At 62.9% G+C, this 17,463-nt stretch carries 13 protein-coding genes; 8 read left to right on the top strand and 5 right to left on the bottom strand.

Features of this window, described 5'->3' with window-relative positions; translation table 11 throughout:
* Window positions 1-63: 63 nt before the first annotated feature.
* Both ACPPVR_RS12050 and ACPPVR_RS12045 read right to left on the bottom strand, forming a co-directional pair.
* Entirely contained in the window at window positions 64-666 is a 603-nt protein-coding gene (locus ACPPVR_RS12050) for a cytochrome b (protein ID WP_426614435.1), read from the bottom strand.
* A complete protein-coding gene (locus ACPPVR_RS12045) occupies window positions 663-1,718 on the bottom strand; it encodes a catalase family peroxidase (protein ID WP_426616080.1) in 1,056 nt (351 codons plus the stop codon). Before ACPPVR_RS12045 ends, ACPPVR_RS12050 begins: the two co-directional genes overlap by 4 nt.
* A 357-nt stretch (window positions 1,719-2,075) precedes the next feature.
* Between ACPPVR_RS12045 and ACPPVR_RS12040 the strand changes: the two genes are divergently transcribed.
* Together ACPPVR_RS12040 and ACPPVR_RS12035 are read left to right on the top strand one after the other, a co-directional pair.
* Entirely contained in the window at window positions 2,076-2,957 is an 882-nt protein-coding gene (locus ACPPVR_RS12040; protein WP_426614434.1) for an SDR family NAD(P)-dependent oxidoreductase, read from the top strand.
* A gap of 323 nt (window positions 2,958-3,280) precedes the next feature.
* Window positions 3,281-6,157 (top strand): ATP-binding protein, encoded by a 2,877-nt coding sequence (locus ACPPVR_RS12035; RefSeq protein ID WP_426614433.1) that lies wholly within the window; start codon window positions 3,281-3,283, stop codon window positions 6,155-6,157.
* A 214-nt stretch (window positions 6,158-6,371) separates the two neighbouring features.
* Here the strand turns inward: ACPPVR_RS12035 and ACPPVR_RS12030 are convergent, their stop codons facing one another.
* Entirely contained in the window at window positions 6,372-9,251 is a 2,880-nt protein-coding gene (locus ACPPVR_RS12030) for an ATP-binding protein (RefSeq protein ID WP_426614432.1), read from the bottom strand.
* 88 nt (window positions 9,252-9,339) lie between these two features.
* Window positions 9,340-9,621 (bottom strand): hypothetical protein, encoded by a 282-nt coding sequence (locus tag ACPPVR_RS12025; protein ID WP_426614431.1) that lies wholly within the window; start codon window positions 9,619-9,621, stop codon window positions 9,340-9,342.
* A gap of 251 nt (window positions 9,622-9,872) precedes the next feature.
* Here ACPPVR_RS12025 and ACPPVR_RS12020 point away from each other — a divergent pair, with 251 nt between their 5' ends.
* The 6 genes from ACPPVR_RS12020 (at window position 9,873) to ACPPVR_RS11995 (ending at window position 16,717) form a co-directional block, all read left to right on the top strand.
* Window positions 9,873-10,115: a hypothetical protein gene (locus tag ACPPVR_RS12020; protein ID WP_426614430.1), complete on the top strand. Its 243-nt coding sequence runs from the start codon at window positions 9,873-9,875 to the stop codon at window positions 10,113-10,115.
* 267 nt (window positions 10,116-10,382) lie between these two features.
* Window positions 10,383-11,654 (top strand): ABC transporter substrate-binding protein, encoded by a 1,272-nt coding sequence (locus ACPPVR_RS12015; RefSeq protein WP_426614429.1) that lies wholly within the window; start codon window positions 10,383-10,385, stop codon window positions 11,652-11,654.
* 173 nt (window positions 11,655-11,827) lie between these two features.
* On the top strand, window positions 11,828-12,055 hold the full coding sequence (locus ACPPVR_RS12010) for a hypothetical protein (protein WP_426614428.1): 228 nt from the start codon (window positions 11,828-11,830) through the stop codon (window positions 12,053-12,055).
* Between the two features lie 483 nt (window positions 12,056-12,538).
* Complete coding sequence (locus ACPPVR_RS12005; RefSeq protein ID WP_426614427.1) at window positions 12,539-14,113, top strand: ATP-binding protein; 1,575 nt, start codon at window positions 12,539-12,541, stop codon at window positions 14,111-14,113.
* Window positions 14,050-15,435 (top strand): hypothetical protein, encoded by a 1,386-nt coding sequence (locus ACPPVR_RS12000; RefSeq protein WP_426614426.1) that lies wholly within the window; start codon window positions 14,050-14,052, stop codon window positions 15,433-15,435. Before ACPPVR_RS12005 ends, ACPPVR_RS12000 begins: the two co-directional genes overlap by 64 nt.
* 73 nt (window positions 15,436-15,508) lie before the next feature.
* Window positions 15,509-16,717 (top strand): ABC transporter substrate-binding protein, encoded by a 1,209-nt coding sequence (locus tag ACPPVR_RS11995; RefSeq protein WP_426614425.1) that lies wholly within the window; start codon window positions 15,509-15,511, stop codon window positions 16,715-16,717.
* Between the two features lie 49 nt (window positions 16,718-16,766).
* Here the strand turns inward: ACPPVR_RS11995 and ACPPVR_RS11990 are convergent, their stop codons facing one another.
* Window positions 16,767-17,462: a hypothetical protein gene (locus ACPPVR_RS11990; protein ID WP_426614424.1), complete on the bottom strand. Its 696-nt coding sequence runs from the start codon at window positions 17,460-17,462 to the stop codon at window positions 16,767-16,769.
* Window position 17,463: the final 1 nt, after the last annotated feature.

The following is a 17,463-nucleotide window of genomic DNA, read 5'->3' as shown; positions in this document are numbered from 1 at the left end:
CTTGTTGGAGGGTGAGAGATTTCTAGCCAGACGGCAGGCAAACGGTCGTTCTGTTCCGCAGGATCATTCCCGGATTGCACGCCTGCCGGGCGTGGAGCGTGGGCTCATTCGGCGGGCTTCATCCGTCCGCCGTGGCAGAGGCGTGATCGTCGCGAACACGCCGTCGTGGCGAATCAAGGCGTGGAACAGCGCTGCCGCCAGATGCAGCAGCACGAGGGCAAAGAACGCAAAGCCCAGAAAAGCGTGGGCATTCCACAGCAGCGTGTGCACGTGGTCGCTCTGCGGCAGCAACGCCGGAATTTGAATGCCGCCATACAGGACGACCGGATAGGCCGCGGCCCAAAGCATGCCGAGCCCCAGCAACGGCATGACGATCATGGAGGCATAGAGGAGCAGATGCGACAATCTCGCTCCCAGCTTGATCGCCGGCAGAAGATCAGCCGGCAACGGTGGCGCGCCGTAATGGAGCCGCAGAGCCAGCCTGATCACAACGAGGACCAGAAGAGTGACGCCGAGCGTCTTGTGGATCAGGATGAGCGGCAGGTATTTCGGCGCCACGGTGGAGACCATGCCGACGCCGATGAACAGCATGGCGATGATACAGGCTGCCATCAGCCAGTGCAGGAGCCGCTGGATCGGGGCGAAACGACCGAGAGCATTGCTCATGGCTTGGCGGCCTCGGTTCGCGGATAGTCGCTGGCTTCGGCCGCGCGCAAATCGTAGGACTTGCGGTAGACCGAAGAGCGCGCAGCCGGGAAAGGATCGTCCGACACCCGCATTCCCTGCGGCAGAACGGTCGGATCGAAGTTGATGTCGCGGCAGGGCCCATCCCGCTCCGGTTCGATCCGCTGCACGATGAGCGTTCCGACCTGCACCGTGCGGCGGTTCTCCGGCCAGGCCTTGCTCGGGTCCGCGGTCGGATCGCCGGGATCGGCGATCGTCGTGACCATGGTCCAGCGTTGCGGGCCGGCGGTCCGGACCCGCTCTGCTATCTCCTGCTCGAGAAAATCCGGACCACGCTTCTCCAGTTCGGCTTGCGAAACCAGAACGGGCTGCGCCGTCGGCAGCAGCGACCATCGAACCGTGTGGTCGCTGCCCGTCGCGTCGGTGAAGATGAAACTGTTGAGGCCGCGGTAAGGCTCCTCCGCATAGCTGGTGGTCCAAGGCGCCGTCTTGGCCCAAGCCGCGAAGGCGGCAAATTCCGGATTTGCCTGGATGAACGTCTTTATCGCCTCCGGATCCTTCTTGCCGGATGCAATCAGCAGGTCGTGAAACGCCTGCGGCGTAGAAACTGCAAAGAACGGCGGGTTGATCAGTGCCATCCGCCACTCTTCGCCGTCCGCCGCAGCGATCTGCAATCCCAAACCGCGCACGCGCACGGTCGCATCCACGGCGTTCGGATCGGCGGTGCCGAGATTGAAGCGGCCCAGGGCCGGATACGCGCCTCGCTCAAAGACCTTGGCCCGGGAGAGCTCCACACCGCTTCCATTCGCCTCGAAGACGCCGGTGAAGCAGATTCCCTTGGCATGATTTCGCCGGTGCCCGAGCGGCGCGCCACTCGGAGGCGTTAACGCCGCGATCATCCGTATCGGCGTCAGGCGCCCCGGCGAGAACCGCCCTGCGGTGTATGCGAACGCGGCAGCGCAGCCTCCGAGGACGGCAGAGATCAACACGAGCGAGCCGAGTCCCGAACGCGGCAGGTTGCCTGACTGATTCATCGCTTCTCCTTGCAATGCGCAAGCCGTCCCGCAGACCAGCCACACGGCCTGTTCTGTCGAGCGGCTCAGCTTCCTTGTAGCCGGCGACCGCAGCCGCGATCTTCCGAAACCCGACACCAATTTCGCGAAGGCACGTTCGGGGTTGTCCGGTCAGCGGAAGGCTCATCTGCCGGTTTCGGGCTTTCTCGAAATAATTCGTGCGATCTGAAAAACGCCTGCCGGGCTCGAAAGACCCCGTTTGCCTCTGGCCCTATTTCAGAGGCTCTTCGCGCAAGGCCGGCGGTCGATCGACGAACGATGAACGTGTCGCGACGGCGCCGGCGTCTTTGCGGAAGCTGGAATGCGATTGGGAATCGAATGAGCAAAGTGATCATCGTCACAGGAGCTGCAAACAGCATCGGACGAAGCACCTGCAAGAAATTGGCGCAGGCCGGCCACACGGTCTACGTTTCAATGCGGGAAACGGATGGTCGCGACGAGCACGGCCTCGAGGAGGCCGGCAAGCACGGCGCGGAACTCCGAACCATCGCGTTCGACGCCTCCTCGGAAGCCTCCGTGAACTCCGCCATCGATGCCATCGTCGCGGAGAACAACCGCCTCGACGTGATCGTGCACAATGCCCGGCAGATCGTCTACGGACCGGCGGAGGCCTTTACGCCGGACCAGCTTGCCGAGCTCTACGACACCAACGTACTGAGTGCGCAAAGGCTCAATCGGGCCGCACTGCCACAGCTGCGCAAGCAGGGCCAGGGCCTGCTGATATGGGTCTCGTCGAGCAGCGCGCGTGGCGGCTCGGTTCCCTTTCTCGGCGCCTATGCCTCGTCCAAGGCCGCCCTGGATGCGCTCGCACTCAGTTATGCCGGAGAGCTCGCGCGTTGGGGTGTCGAGACGACCATCGTAGTCCCAAGCGCGCTCGGACCCGGCCACTATATTCGCTCCGGCCGGCCGCTCGACACTGTCAGGGCCGAGGAATACGCGGATGGTCCGACGGCCGACGTCAGCGAGATCGCGCTATCGGCACTTGCGCAGCTTCCGGCGAAGGATCAGACTCCGCTAGACGTCGCGACCGCGATCGCCGATGTCGTCGAGATGCCATTCGGACAGCGGCCGCTGAGAGTTCATTTCGGTACGGACGACGACGGAGCCGCAGCCGTCGACGCCGTCGCCGACAGTGTCCGCGCGGAACTGCTCCGCCGGATCGGACTGGAAGACATTCTCAAGCCCGCATTCATCGGATAGAGCGGGGTGTGTCATGGCGACGCACCTTCAAATCGTGATCGGGCGAGGCCGAAGGCGAGCCGTGGTGCCCGATTTCGTCGCTTCGAGCGACAGCTCTCGGTCGTTTTTCATAATCGAAGGTCGATTCCTGAAAAATCCGATAGCCGCTCTGGAGCCCCAGACGAAAGTGATACGCCCAATCCTTTACCCTGATATTGCGGGATGTTACCTTTTGATCGGCCATTACGTTCACACGTCTTGGTGTGCTTCCAAGTCATAGAACGTGACGAATCGTGTGCCGGGTTGATAACGCCCAAATGGTTCCCTGTTGGCAAAGCAACAACATGATGGCCGCTGCTGGCCGCTCCACCCAGGACGTAGCCTCCCAGGAGATCTTCGTCTTCGGGCCGTTTCGGCTCGCCCCCTCGCAGAGGCGGATTGAAAGAGACGGGAGCCCGCTCCAACTGTCGGGTCGCGCATTCGACATTCTGCTCGCGCTGGTCCGGCAGGCCGGCAACGTCGTCAGCAAGACGGATCTGATAGCCACGACATGGCCGGGCGCCGACGTCGAGGAAAATAGCCTGCGTGTCCACATCGCCGCACTCCGCAAGGCACTCGGAGACGGCAACGGCGGCGTCAGATATCTGAGCACGATCTCCGGGCAAGGCTACTGCTTCGTCGCTGCGGTCTCACGCCCGGAACAGAGGCAACCCGCGCCGAACAATCCGACTTACGTCCACAACCTGCCAGCGCATCCCCGGCAGATGGTGGGGCGTGAGCAAGCCATCCAGGACATCTCGGAAAAACTGAGAGCCCAGCGCTTCGTCACGGTCGTCGGCCCCGGCGGGATCGGCAAGACCACGGTCGTCGTTTCCGCGGGCCATGCCCTGCTCGCGGAATTCGCCGGTCATGTCCACTTTGTCGGTCTCGGCGAGACGGGCAACGCCGCTCCGGTGCCGGCGATCGTCGCATCTTCACTTGGGCTGCTGGCTCGATCGAATGATCCCACGAACAGCCTCACGACATTCCTGCGCGACAGGCGCATGCTGCTCATTCTGGATTGCTGCGAGCATGTAGTCGAAGCGGCAGCGGCGCTTGCCGAACGGCTCTATCAGGCGGTGCCGGAGCTGCACATCGTGGCCACGAGCCGGGAGCTGCTGCGCGTCGAAGGCGAGTTCACATATCGTCTTCCGCCCCTGCCGAGCCCACCGGAGAAGGCCGTTCTGACGGCCGCGAATGCCCTCACCTACCCTTCCGTGAAACTCTTCGTCGAGCGTGCGACTGCGGGAGGCGGCGAGTTCGCGCTGACGGATGCGAACGCCTCTGACGTCGGCAACCTCTGCCGTCGGCTCGACGGCATCCCGCTTGCGATCGAACTCACCGCCGGCCATGCGGGCGCATACGGCGCGAAAGCGATGGTCCAGCTCCTCGACCAGCACCTCAATCTGCTCTGGGAGGGACGACGCACCGCACTGCCCCGACACCGGACGCTGCGCGCAACCATCGAATGGAGCTACAATCTTCTATCCGAACCGGAACGCGTGATTCTCGGCCGGCTGTCGGTGTTCGTCGGCAGCATGACCCTGGACGCCGCGCGATCGATTGCCGCGGCCACGGAGGACGACGACACGATACTGGCGATCATCGACAGCCTCGTCGCCAAGTCGATGCTTGCACTGAATGCCGGCTCGCAACCGACCCGCTACCGCCTTGCGGATTCGACCCGGGCGTACGCGCAAGAGAAACTTGCCGCCAGCGGCGACGCCGGCGCGATCTCGCGACGTCACGCCTGCTGCTTTCTCAGCCTCCTTGAAAAGATCGGTGGCAAATCGGACCGAGACCTTTGGTGGGCGGCTGCCGAGGAATTCGGCAACATACGGGCCGCACTGACGTGGTGCTTCTCGGATCAGGGAGATCGCACAACCGGCGTGGCCCTCGTCGCCGCATCGATACCGCTATTCTTCAAGCTGTCGCTCTTGCCAGAATGCGAACTCTGGGTAACTCGCGCCATCGAAGCACTGGATGAAACCGATGCAAGCACCAGGCACGGTCTCGTCCTTCACACTGCGCTTGGGGCCGCCCGCATGCTTACGGGACAGCTGGACGAGTTGGGCGCAAATCACCTCAACCGGGCGCTCGAGCTGACAGAAAAGATCGGCGACATACCCGGGCAGATCCGTTTGATCGACCAATTGCATTTGCTACAATTGTTTGTCGGCAAGTATGACGACGCATTTGGCACGGCCAAACGCGGCGAAGCCATTGCGCTGGCCAGCAACGATTCCATTGCGGTGGCGCGCATGCGCGTGTTGCTCAGCATCTCCTGCCAGTATCTTGGCAAGTTTGTCGCCTCTCGCTCATACATCGAAGCGGCGTTGCTGCATCCAGGCCGGGATGGAGACGTCCTTAGCGGCCTCACCCTCGAGTATCCCAAACGCGCTCAAATCACCCTTGCGCGCGTCCTCTGGCTTCAGGGACATCCCGATCAGGCGATGCAAGTGGTGCGCCGGGCCATCTCGGACGTCATCGCAACGAACCATCCGGTCATGTTCTGCAGAGCGTTGCCTTGGGCGTTCGGTGTCTTCTTCTGGAATGGCGACACGGAGGATTGCGAAGAACATATCGATAGATTCATCGTGGAGGCTCGAAGGCATAACCTCGCCATTCTCCAGATGGTCGGCGAGGCCATGAAAGGGATTACACTGCTGGCCCGGAACGAGACCGGTATTGGACTTGCGATGTTGAAAGGCGCGATCGAGAAGCTGCAGAGCCAGAGTTTCGGTGCGGTGGCGGGGCTTCGCATGCCCCTCGCCGAAGCCCTCGCGGCGACAGGTCACGGCGACGAAGCCCTGGACACCATTGATCAGGCGATCGCCCAGGCCCGGCACTGCAACTTCATGATGGACATGCCCGACATGTTGCGCACAAGAGCGGAAGCGCTGATGCACAAGAGCAATCCGGATTTTTCGCAGGCGGAGCTGAGCCTCGTTCAGGCGCTCGACGTCGCCCACCATCAGGGAGCGCTAGGCTACGAGCTTCGCGCGGCGATCGCGCTTGCGCGACTATGGCAGCGAGGCGGTCGCCGCCAGCAAGCGCAAGATATGCTTGCGTCCGTCTATCAGCAGTTTACCGAGGGATTCCACACGGGCCGTCTCGTGACGGCAAGGAGCTTGCTGGCCGAGCTGAGTCCTCCGCACTCGTGCTCGTTTGCGGCCAAATGACCGCCGTGCAATCGCGATAGAGCGGTGCAGTTTCGAATGACTCGTCCGAGCGGACGGCCCATGCTGCACATGCAATGAGACGTCGGCGCGCGGCACAGGCGGCGTCACGGGCGAATTGCGGAACGTTCCAGAGCACGGGGGATGCGGCGCTCGCCGAGGCCGCACCGGTATCCGATTGGTCGAATCGGATGCCGCTCCCCGGGGCATCCGCAGCCTACGATCCCAGCTTCGCCATCATTGCGCGCCCGTCGCGGAGGTCCGCTGTCTCGAAACCTTCGGTGAACTTGCCGTATGCGGAGGCGAGAACATGGCGCGCATCGGCCGGATGCCCCTCACTCATCCTCAATCGTGCCACACTGATCGCCGTCCTCAGCTCCCAGAACAATGCACCCTGGCTTCGCGCCACCTCGAACGCCCTGTCGAAGGCCTGCGTGGCAGAGATCGTCGAGCGGCACTCGCCGGGGAGCAGCAGCAATTCGCCCTTGATGCGCCAGAGCTCGGCGACATACCACCCTTCGTCTCTCGCCTCGCATCGTGCGAGCGCCTCGTCGGCGGTCGCCAGCCCTTGCGACACCTGGCCGGCCTCTCCGAGACATGCCGCGAGCTCGCCGAGGGGAAGCAGAAAACGCGGCAGGAAGCGCGCCTCGCCCGCGAGCTCGAGCGCCTTGCGCAGCAGGGGTAATCCGGTCGCGAGGTCGCCCCGGCGCGAGATCAGCATGCCCCTGAAGGCGCGCGCCCATAGATTCCATAAGCGGATCGGGTGGCGCTCGGTGTGCTCGAGCAGCATCGTACAATAGCGCTCAGCCGCATCGAGATCGCCGGCGAGGAAGGCGATCGGGCAGGCACCCTGGCCGAGGCCGCTGCAGAATGTGAGTGCGTGCCCGCTCGTTCGGCCTTCCTCGACGTTGCGGTCGACGACGCTCAACGCCTGATCCGCCAAGCCGAGCAGCCACAGGATCCGCGCCTGGAAGTAGCGCGCGGAGGCCCGCAGGTCGAACCGGAAACGGATGACCTGCGGCTTCGCCGCCAGATCCGAGAGGCGAGACAGGGTTCGCTCGATATAATGATGCGCACGCCGCTGATCGCCGAGATAGTGCAGAGTGGTTGCAAGTAGCCGGTCGGCCATCATCCGCTCGACGGGATTGCCGGAATCGGCCACGACCTCCGTGAAACGATGCGCGAATTCTAGGGCTCTGCGGAATTCGCCGTTGTTGAGCTGATCGATGCAGAGTCCCCAAAGCGCGCGCAACAAATAGTCCCTGTCATTGAGCTGCTCGGCGAGTTGCAGGGTCGCGGCCCAGGCGGGACCGGCCTCTCGAGCCCTTCCAACACCGTACATCAGCGACCAGCCGCGTGCTGCCGAGAGTTGCATGCGAAGCCGCGGTGCGTTCGCGGCCGTCGGATCGAGGCGCGCCAGGGCGAGTTCGGTCCGCTCTCGGCATTCGCTGAGGAGCGACAATTGCACCCATAGCGGGACCGCAGCCGCCGTCAACGCCGCACCGACTTGCGAATCTCCGCCGGACGAGAAGGCCCAATCGAGACTCGTTCGCACGTTGTCGATGTGCCGGCCATAGATCGTGAGCCACTCCGCCTGCGGCTTCACTTCGCTGTCGGCGTCGGCGTTGGCAAAGAATCCGATATAGTACCTGGCTTGGCGGCGGGCGGCGCCGGGATATTCTTCGCCGGCGTGCAGCTTCTCCGATGCGTAGGCACGCGTGATGTCCAGAAGGCGGTAGTGAGGGCTGTCGCCGTGAACATCCGCGAACACGAGCGACTTTGCCACCAACTTAGCAAGATGACCGGTCACGTCGCCGATGCCCTCTCCGGCAACCGCGATCACTGCATCGAGCTGGAATTCGCCGACGAATATGCCGAGCTGCCGGAGCAGCCACGCCTCGTCGTCCGGCAGCAGGTCATAGCTCCAGTCGAGCGTTGCGCGAAGCGTTTGCTGCCTCGGCAACGCCGTGCGACGGCCGGTCGTCAGAAATTTGAACCTGTCATCGAGAAGTGCCGCGATCTTCGGCGGGCTGAGCATGACTGCGCGCGCCGCCGCAAACTCTATCGCGAGCGGAATGCCGTCGAGCCGCCGGCAGATGGCGACGATGGCGCCGATGTTCTCCTCGTCGGGCGAGAAGCTTGAACCCAGCGCCCTCGCTCTGCTGGTGAACAATTCCACCGCGCTGTAGGCAGAAGCGCAGGCGGGTTCGAGCCAAGCTTCAGGCGGCACGCCCAGAGGAGGCACGCGGTAGACATGCTCTCCCTCGATGCGCAGCGCCTCTAGGCTTGTAGCAACGATGATCGTTCCGGAACAACGGCTGACAACCAGCTCGGCTACCTGCGCCACGGCATCAATGACATGTTCGCAATTGTCGAGAATGAGCAACAGTGGCCGCGCGCCGATCGCGCGCGCGATGGAGTCCGGCGAGATTTCCTCGCCCTCGAGCTTGGTGCCAAGCACGCCGGCGATGACGGAGCAAACGAGCTTGGGATCTGACAGCGCAGCCAGTTCGACCAGCAACCGGTCAGCCGCAAAGCCGGGCGGCGGCGTTCTTGCAGCCTCTAGGGCCAGCGCCGTCTTTCCGATGCCGCCAGGGCCGACCAGGCTCACGACGCGATAGGCCGACAGAAGCCGCCACAAATGTGCAATCGCAGCGGCCCGGCCGATGAGATCGAATGAGGCGCTGGGAATGTTGACCGACGGCGGCAACGCGGTCGCGACAGATTGTAGCGCAGCGTCCATATGCTGGATCCGCCACGCTCCCAGCAAACGATAGCCGCGGCCAACGGTGGTTGAGAGCATGTCGCGGTCAGGGCCAAGCGCCTTTCGGATCGCCGCGATATGGACGCGGAGCGCACTCTCCTCGACAAAGACGCCCCGCCAGACGCGCTCCGTCAGGTCGTTCTTGGTGACGAGCCGGCCCTGCGCCTGAACCAATTCCGCAAGAATCTCAAAGGCTCGTCCTCCTAAAGGAACGGGCTCTCCGGTCGCGCGCAATTCGCGTTTGACAAGATCGATCTCCCATTCCGCGCAAATGTAGACGGGACGCTGGCCTGGCTCAGCCATCATTTTGGACAGCCCAAGCGGTTTCATCATCTTCAGTCCAGCTTACCATCAACCCTTTCGAAAGACACGCGTCGCCGGGCGGCACTGCCGCCCAGCTCCGTCTTGCAATGCGCGCTGTTCAGCAGCCGCGGCAGATCGATCCTTCCAGCATCTTCTCGAGCCGGGCGTCCTCCTTGGCACTGGTCGGGTCGGTGCCGAGCAACGGCCCCGTCATCGCGTGGCCGCCACTGTCCGACGAGGAAAGCGCGGTGCCCAGCGAGTTCGTTCCCGGCGCAGCGGCGCTCGTACCGAGCGCACCGCCGCTCTCCATCGACATATGCGATCCCATGCCACCGCGGGCCAACGCAGTTTCCGAGAGAGCAACGCAGGCGACGACGCAAATAGCAACAAATAATTTCATGGCTCACACTCCAGATGTTCAAACGAACTGCCTCCTAGAAACGGGGATCAGACGCGTTTGACTACGCACGATCGCGCGAGGCTTCTGACAACGGTGACAGACTCTTCCCGCAAGAGTGATGCACATCCGCCGGGGATTTCCGCCCGGACATCCTACATAACCATCAAGAACAATTCCGGAAACGCCACCAGCCGAGCAGCCGTCGTCGCCAAGCGCCTCTCCGCACACACAACAAGCAATGGAGAATCGCTATGAGTGCATTCAAGATCCTGATCGCCGCGGCGCTGCTCTCAACGGCAACGATATCGTCCGCATCCGCAGCCTGGTCCTTCGCCGATCAGGAGCCGGCAGCTTTCGCATCGATGTACCCCGATCGCGACGTGCTGAATGGCGGCGCGCTGACGCCCGCCGGACGAATGGGCCTCGAGCGGCCCGGTGGCGCCGCGCCCGTATTCGCGGCAGGCCGCCTTCACAACCAACACTGGCGTCAATGAGGAGATATCGCAAGCGAGCATCATGCGTCCTGCCAAGTGCAGATGAGGGTGTCCGAGCGGGGGTGCGGCCGCGCCACGCGGCCCACCTCCTGCGGGCCTTGCAGCAAGCTCGATCACCTCGCGCCCGATAGTCCGCGCGGCAACTGCGAAACTTAACAATTCTTCAGCATCCGTAACCGGGCTCCCGGCGCCGTCCGCGCTATATTCGAGGCGCCGGTGGTCAGGGTTTGGCATGTGCGAAAACCGGCAACGCAATGGAGGTATCACTTGGTCACGGGCAGAAATAGTTACTCGATTTCGGGCACTGCGTGGCGTCTGGGAAAGCTCGTCATATCCTGGGCCGCGCTTGCGGCCGGCGATGTCAGTGCTTCCGCTGAGCCGCGGTATGATCCCGGCGCAACCGAGACCGAGATCCGGATCGGCAACATCATGCCCTACAGCGGTCCGGCGTCGGCTTACGGCATCATCGGCAAGACGATGAGCGCATATTTCCGCATGATCAACGACAATGGCGGGATCAACGGCCGGAAGATCAATTTCATCTCGTATGACGACGCCTACAGTCCGTCCAAAGCGGTCGAGCAAGCGCGACGGCTCGTCGAGAACGACGAGGTGCTCGCGGTCTTCGCTCCATTCGGTACGGCCAGCAACGCCGCCATCCAGAAGTACATGAATAGCCGGCACGTGCCGCAATTGTTCGTCATTACCGGAGCGTCCCGCTGGGCCGATCCCGAGCACTTTCCCTGGACCATCGGCTGGCAACCGAGCTACCGAATCGAAGCACGCATCTACGCGGACTACATTCTGCGACACCATCCGGGTGCCAGGATCGGTATCCTGCACCAGGACGACGATTTCGGTCGCGACTATCTGCTGGGGCTGAAGGACGTTCTGCAGGAGAAGTACGCGCAAATGGTGGTTGCCAGCCTGCCATACGACGTCGGCGCGCCGACGATCGACTCCCAGGTCGTCGCGATCAAGACCGCTGCTCCCGACATATTCATCGACATTGCCACGCCGAAATTCGCCGCCCAGGCGATCAGGAAGCTCGCCGAACTGGACTGGCATCCCATCCACATCGTGACGAACGTCTCGGTCTCGGTCGGCGCGGTGCTGAAGCCCGCCGGACCGGACAACGCGAAAGGAATTCTCAGCGCGGGATATCAGATGGACGTGACAGATCCGCAGTGGGACAGCCATCCGGGCATGCAGCACTTTCACGCGTTCATGGCGAAATACTATCCGGAAGCGGATCGATCGGAGAGCGGACCGCTGGTGGCCTTCAACATGTCGAGTGGGCTCGTCGAGGTGATCAGGCGCTGCGGCGACGATCTGACGCGTGAGAAAATCATGAGAGTGGCAGCGGATCTCGATCTCGAAATCGAGGCCTACATTCCCGGTGTTCGCATAAAGACATCGCCGACGGACTTTCATCCGATCGAGCACCTTCAGATGATGCGTTTCAACGGCGAGAGGTGGGAATGGTTTGGCCCGCTGCTGGATGGACGCGCGGACCAGGCGACGTCCTCGCCTGACTAACACGCGAACTCCCTGTCGGATGACCATCGACGTTTGAAGTCAGCGCCGCGCGACGACTTCGTGCAAAGGCGAAAATGTTCGTTCGATCAACACTGCGGATTTAGCGCACTCGTGCACACTTTTTGCGTGCGGGCCGAGGTGTTCCCGGCGGCGCTTTCTCAAGGAGATGTTCGATGACTCTACTGAAGCTCTTGTCGGCCGGATTCGTGGTCGCAGCCATGATTGCCTCCCCCGTGATGGCGCGCGAAGGTAACGCCAAGCGTATCAATGTCGACGCCGATGCGTCGGCTCAGCGCGTGCCCGTCACCTCCAAGCGCGGCTGCGTCCGTGCTCCCGACGTCGGTGCCTATGCGAGCGCCCCCTGGCGCCGGCCGCCCTGCGAGCCCACCTCGGGCTATTGAGTTCGCGAACCGGAGCAAGTCCGGTTGACGCCGACTGGAAGTTGATCGTGTCAACGTTCCGGATTTCGACCTCTCGGCTGAACGAAGGACGGCGGCTCACGACCAGGCCGCCGTTCTTGCGACCGGTGCACGTCTCTCGCACGCATTTGTGCTCTGCGTCCTTGCACTAGCAATTCCCGGCGATGTGAGCGAATGATGCCTCCATTGATGGCATAGGGCTCCTTTCGATCGACTTTCCCATTGTGACACACGCCCGACCGCTGTCACGAATTCGTGTGCTGAACACGCGCGCATCGGGCGCCAGCATCGACAATGACCTGTCGCCGACGATTGGGCAGGCCTTCTTGACACGCCGACGGCCGCCCCTGTAGGACAGCCAAGCGTATTTGCGCTTTCAAAGTCTTGCCAAGGGTCGGTGATCTCAAGGGTGGGCTCGTGACTTCCTTCGGATCACGGCAGTGAATTTGATGCACGGACCCCCCTATGTTGTCGCCGGTTGATCGCACTTACTCGTTCGGAGATTGGCTGATCGATTGCCAACGAAGAGAGCTGAGATACAACGACGTCACGGTACCGATCGGCAGCCGCGCATTCGAAATTCTCGATAAGCTGGTCGGCTCGGCGGGTCTCCTTGTCACAAAGGACGATTTGATCGGGAGCGTCTGGTCGGGCCTGACCGTCGAAGACAACACGCTTCAGGTTCACATTTCGGCTGTCCGGAAAGCGCTTGGCGAAGATCGCAATCTGCTCAAGACGATTTCAGGTCGCGGATATACTCTGGCCGGAGCCTGGCGAAGCGGGCATCTGGATCACCTTAAGGCCGCACTCGTCACGGTGCCGGCCGATGCGCCCTTTTCCAGCAACCTGCCGAGCATCCGCGCGCCTCTCATCGGTCGCGAGGATTGTCTGAGCCAATTGGCCGATGTGTTGTCCGCATATCGGGCCGTGACCCTGGTCGGACCCGGCGGCATCGGAAAGACGAAGCTGGCAATCGAGCTCGCGCGCAATGCTGCGTCCTCGTTCAACGATTCCGTTGCGCTGGTCGAGCTCGCGACCCTGCAGGATGCGGCACTTGCGGCATCCGCATGCGCCCGTGCACTCAAGCTCGCCTCGAATGGCAAGGAAGTCTCGGCTGCGAGCATTGCGCAGGCCATCGGAACGCGCCGTCTGCTTCTGGTCCTCGACAATTGCGAACATGTGATCGAAGCCGCCGCGCATATCGCGAGTGCCGTACTTCGCTATTGTCCGAACGTCACCGTTCTCGCGACCAGCCGCGAAGGCCTCCGCATCGACGGCGAATATGTTGCGGCCATTCCGGCGCTGTCGGTTCGTCGCCCCGATATGCACGAACCCGATCTGCTGCTCCGGGAAAGCGCAGTGCAGCTGTTTGTCGCACGAACGCGGGCCTTGCGCGCAAGCTTCGTCGCCGGCGCGGAGGAGCTTCGGAAAATCGCCGCCATCTGTCGCCGCCTCGACGGCATTCCGCTAGCATTGGAGTTTGCCGCAGCCCGGGCCGTCAATCTCGGGGTAGACACCGTACTGCTCCGCCTGGACAGGCGCTTCGAGCTCCTGAACGGCGGCCGCCGCGATCAATTGCCGCGCCACCAGACACTGCGGGCGACACTGGACTGGAGCTATGACCTTTTGCCGGCGGCAGAGCAGAAGCTGCTTTGCCAGCTCGCGATGTTTCCGGCCGGCTTCACGCTCGATGGGGCCGGTGCGATGATGGACGACACCGTGGCGCGGTCGGACGTCGTCGAAACGCTGTTCAATCTGGTTGGAAAATCGCTTGTGTCGCTGGATCCCTCTTTCGAGGGACGATGGCGCCTGTTGGAGAGCACCCGCGCTTATGCCCTGGAGAAACTCGCGGAAGCAGGCCTCGTCGAGCAGGCTGCCAGACGGCATGCTGGCTTTCTCAGGCAGATCATCGCGCCACTCGGCGATGCCTCTCCCGCTCCTGACGACTCTCCCGTTTCGCGCGGGAAATCGGAAACGTGCATGCGGCGCTCGATTGGGCGTTTTCGCCCAATGGCGATACCGCGCTTGGCATTGAGCTGACGGCCGGCTTCGTCCCGGTATGGATGCACTTGCTGTCCTTCGTGGAATGCTCGACGCGGATCGAGCACGCTCTTGCGCATTTCGGTCCCGAGTTCACCTGCGTTCCGAAACTCAAGGCGCAGCTGTATGTCGCTCTTGGATTCGCACTTCTCAACACGACGGGGTCGGCGGATCGCATGAAGGCGGCGCTGAGCATCGGTCTCGTGCTCGCCGAGGAATTGTCCGATCTCGAGCTTCAGCTCAAGGCTGTCTGGACGTTATGGAGCTATAACCTCAACTCGGGCCAATATGCCGCGGCCAAGGAGGTCGGCGAACGCTACCTCGAGATCGCGCTGCGCACCCCAAATCCCGCCAACGAGGCGGTCGGCCGGCGCCTGATCGGCGCTGCCGCCCATTTTTTCGGAATGCAGGAGGATGCGCGACGCGAACTGACCCTGTCGCTTGACCATGCGGCTCACGGATTGAACGGCGGCGCAAACCAGATGTGGTTTCTGCTGAACCAGAGCGTTCTCGCCAAGGCGATGCTGGCCCGCGTCCTGCTGTTGCAGGGAAAGATCGCCCAGAGCAGATCCTTGGCCGCCGAGTGCCTCCAGGAGGCCCAGCGTGAGAAGGACAAGCTTGCGATCGCCTACGCACTCCGGAACGCCGTCTGCCCGATCGCGCTGATGACGCATGACCTTGCCGCCGCCGAACAGGCGATATCCTCTCTTCTCGAACTCGTCACACGCGAGGGAATAGCTTTCTGGACCAGCTGGACGTCCTGCTTGAAGGGACAATTGCTGGTTCTGCAAGGCAAGCATCACGACGGAATAGCGCTGCTGCGCGGCGGCCTGAAAGCGCGGACCGAGAACGGATGGCTGATGCGCAACCCCGAGTTTCTCGGATCGCTCGCCGAGGGTCTGCTCGCGGGCGGTGAGGCTGCACAGGCCTTGGCTGCGGTGGAAGAGGCCTTGTCCATGTCGCGGCAAGGCCGGCAATTGTGGTGCCTTGCGGACCTGTTGAGGATCAAGGGCGAAATTCTCCTGGCCAACGATCCAACCAACCTCTCTCGATCCGAATTGCTATTCGCCGAGGGACTATCCGTGGCCAGGGACCAGCAATCCCGCTTCTACGAGCTCAAGGTTGCGGCCGCATGGGCACGGATCATGGCGGGATCGAACCGTCAGCAGACAGCACTTGATCTCGTCGGTCCGGTCAGCGCCCTCTTCGATCAGGAGATCGATCTTCCCGCACTCGCCTTTGTCCGCGCTCTGGCCGAAATACCCGGCATCTCGCTTTCGACATGCGACGGCGACCGGCCCGCGTCTTGCACCTGCCACTAGGTTGCAATGCCTTCCGCCGAAACAACATGTCCTGCACTGCCGATCCCTCACTCGAACTTCTGGACCTTGCTTGATGAACATTTCTCGACGACAGGTTCTGGGCGGCGTCGGCGCGTCGATGTTTTCGCCCGGTCTCATCCATGCGCAGGGCGCGCGACCGATCAGGATCGGCGAGATCAACTCCTACAGCAGCGCCCCTGCGTTCACCCTGCCTTATCGTCGCGGCTGGCAGTTGGCGGTCGAACAAATCAACGCGAAGGGTGGCCTTCTCGGGCGCGAGCTTCAGATCATCAGCCGGGACGACGAAGGCAAACCCAGCGTCGCGATCCGCGCGGCAGAGGAGCTCGTGCGCAGGAACGACGTCGATCTGCTGGCAGGCGCATATCTGTCGAATATCGGCCTCGCGATCAGCGACTTCGCCCGGCAGAATCGGATCTTGTTCGTGGCGAGCGAGCCGCTCACGGACGCCCTCGTCTGGGAGAGGGGACATCGATATTGCTACCGCCTCCGCCCCTCGACGTACATGCTGGCAGCGATGCTGGTAGAGGAGGCCGCGCAATTGAAGGCGACGCGATGGGCGACGATCGCTCCGAACTACGAGTACGGGCAGTCGGCCGTCAGGTGGTTCAGGCAGCTTCTCAGCCAACGTCGACCCGATGTCGAGTTCGTTGACAGTCAGTGGCCGCCCTTGGGGGTCATCGATGCCGGCGTGGTCGTGAACGCACTTGCCCAGCAAAATCCCGAAGCGATCCTCAACGTCACCTTCGGACCTGATCTCACAAAATTTGTCCGGCAAGGAAATGATCGAGGCCTGTTCGAAGGGCGACACGTCGTATCCTTCACGACCGGCGAGCCCGAATATCTCAATCCGCTCGGAGAGGACGCGCCGAAAGGATGGATCGTCACCGGCTATCCCGTGACCGAGATCCTGCACCAGGCCAACAGCTCGTTCGCGTCGGCCTATTCCTCGCGATACGGCGAGGCTCCCACCATGGGCTCGGTGGTCGGTCACGCCATGATCAGCTCCATCGCGGCTCCAATCGAGCGCCTCGGAAGCGTCGACACCGAGACGATGGCGGACGGGTTTGGCAATGTCAGTTTCGACACACCGTTTGGACCGGCAACTTGGCGTTCGATCGACCATCAGAGCACGATGGGAACATTCGTCGGCCGCACCGCGGTCAGGGGCAACAAGGCCGTCATGGTGGACTGGAAATACAGGGACGGTGGAAGCATGCTTCCGCCGGATGCCGAAGTCCGCAAACTGCGCCCGGCAACATGACCGGCGAATGCCGCATGATGCGATGACACGGCCCCCCTGCAGCTCCACCTCAGCATCCCGGCGGCAGGATCGGTGACACGCCCGGCGTTGGCGCTGCGCCTGAGGCGTTGGCCGGCAACACCGTCGCAGGCTCCGCCAGATTCATCGAGACCCCTTCCGCGCAAGCCGAGCTGTTCGGGCTAGGCACGACGGCCGCATTCGGGTCTAAGCCGGTGCCACCGGCGCCGCTCGTGTCCGCCAGGATCGTGCCGGGCGCGGGGCTTTCAGGCACTTGCGGAATCGAAAGCGGCAGGGATGCAGCACTCGTCACTTGTCCTCCCGGCGTTGAGCTGCATGCCACCGTCGCACCCGTTCCCGCCGGCGGAACCGTGGAGATTGTCCCGATGGAGCTGCCGTTCTGTCCCGTGAGGATCGGCGCCGCGATTCCCGGCGTCGAAAGGCCGGTGGACGAGACGGTCGGAGTCGCCGGCACCGGCATTGGCGATGACGCCGGTGGAGCGCAGATGACCTCCGTCCCCGGCGTGGTCGGATCCGTGGCGAGCGGAACAGGCGCCAGCGTCGTATCCGGCGTGCCCGACACGGTGGCTGCAGAAAACGGCCCCGGACTGTTCAGCGGCGAGATCACGATCGCGCCCGGCACGGTCGGCAGATCCATGGCCGTGGTGCCGGTCGTTGCGACCTGTGCCTCGCCCGGAGAGAATCCCAAGAGGAAAGCGACCATCGTTGCGAACGCGACCCGCATCATC

Origin of the sequence: Bradyrhizobium sp. McL0616 (assembly GCF_049993385.1) — a bacterium.
Taxonomy (GTDB): Bacteria; Pseudomonadota; Alphaproteobacteria; order Rhizobiales; family Xanthobacteraceae; genus Bradyrhizobium.
The sequence above is the reverse complement of the archived record's forward strand: the minus strand, read 5'-3'. Positions and strand labels throughout refer to the sequence as shown.

What these genes read in the sequence shown, in the direction of transcription:
- ACPPVR_RS12010 (WP_426614428.1), top strand. Translation starts at nt 11,828, where the DNA reads ATGACTCTACTGAAGCTCTTGTCGGCCGGATTCGTGGTCGCAGCCATG.
- ACPPVR_RS12035 (WP_426614433.1), top strand. Translation starts at nt 3,281, where the DNA reads ATGATGGCCGCTGCTGGCCGCTCCACCCAGGACGTAGCCTCCCAGGAG.
- ACPPVR_RS12040 (WP_426614434.1), top strand. Translation starts at nt 2,076, where the DNA reads ATGAGCAAAGTGATCATCGTCACAGGAGCTGCAAACAGCATCGGACGA.
- ACPPVR_RS11990 (WP_426614424.1), bottom strand. Translation starts at nt 17,462, where the DNA reads ATGATGCGGGTCGCGTTCGCAACGATGGTCGCTTTCCTCTTGGGATTC.
- ACPPVR_RS12045 (WP_426616080.1), bottom strand. Translation starts at nt 1,718, where the DNA reads ATGAATCAGTCAGGCAACCTGCCGCGTTCGGGACTCGGCTCGCTCGTG.
- ACPPVR_RS12025 (WP_426614431.1), bottom strand. Translation starts at nt 9,621, where the DNA reads ATGAAATTATTTGTTGCTATTTGCGTCGTCGCCTGCGTTGCTCTCTCG.
- ACPPVR_RS12020 (WP_426614430.1), top strand. Translation starts at nt 9,873, where the DNA reads ATGAGTGCATTCAAGATCCTGATCGCCGCGGCGCTGCTCTCAACGGCA.
- ACPPVR_RS11995 (WP_426614425.1), top strand. Translation starts at nt 15,509, where the DNA reads ATGAACATTTCTCGACGACAGGTTCTGGGCGGCGTCGGCGCGTCGATG.
- ACPPVR_RS12005 (WP_426614427.1), top strand. Translation starts at nt 12,539, where the DNA reads ATGTTGTCGCCGGTTGATCGCACTTACTCGTTCGGAGATTGGCTGATC.
- ACPPVR_RS12050 (WP_426614435.1), bottom strand. Translation starts at nt 666, where the DNA reads ATGAGCAATGCTCTCGGTCGTTTCGCCCCGATCCAGCGGCTCCTGCAC.
- ACPPVR_RS12030 (WP_426614432.1), bottom strand. Translation starts at nt 9,251, where the DNA reads ATGATGAAACCGCTTGGGCTGTCCAAAATGATGGCTGAGCCAGGCCAG.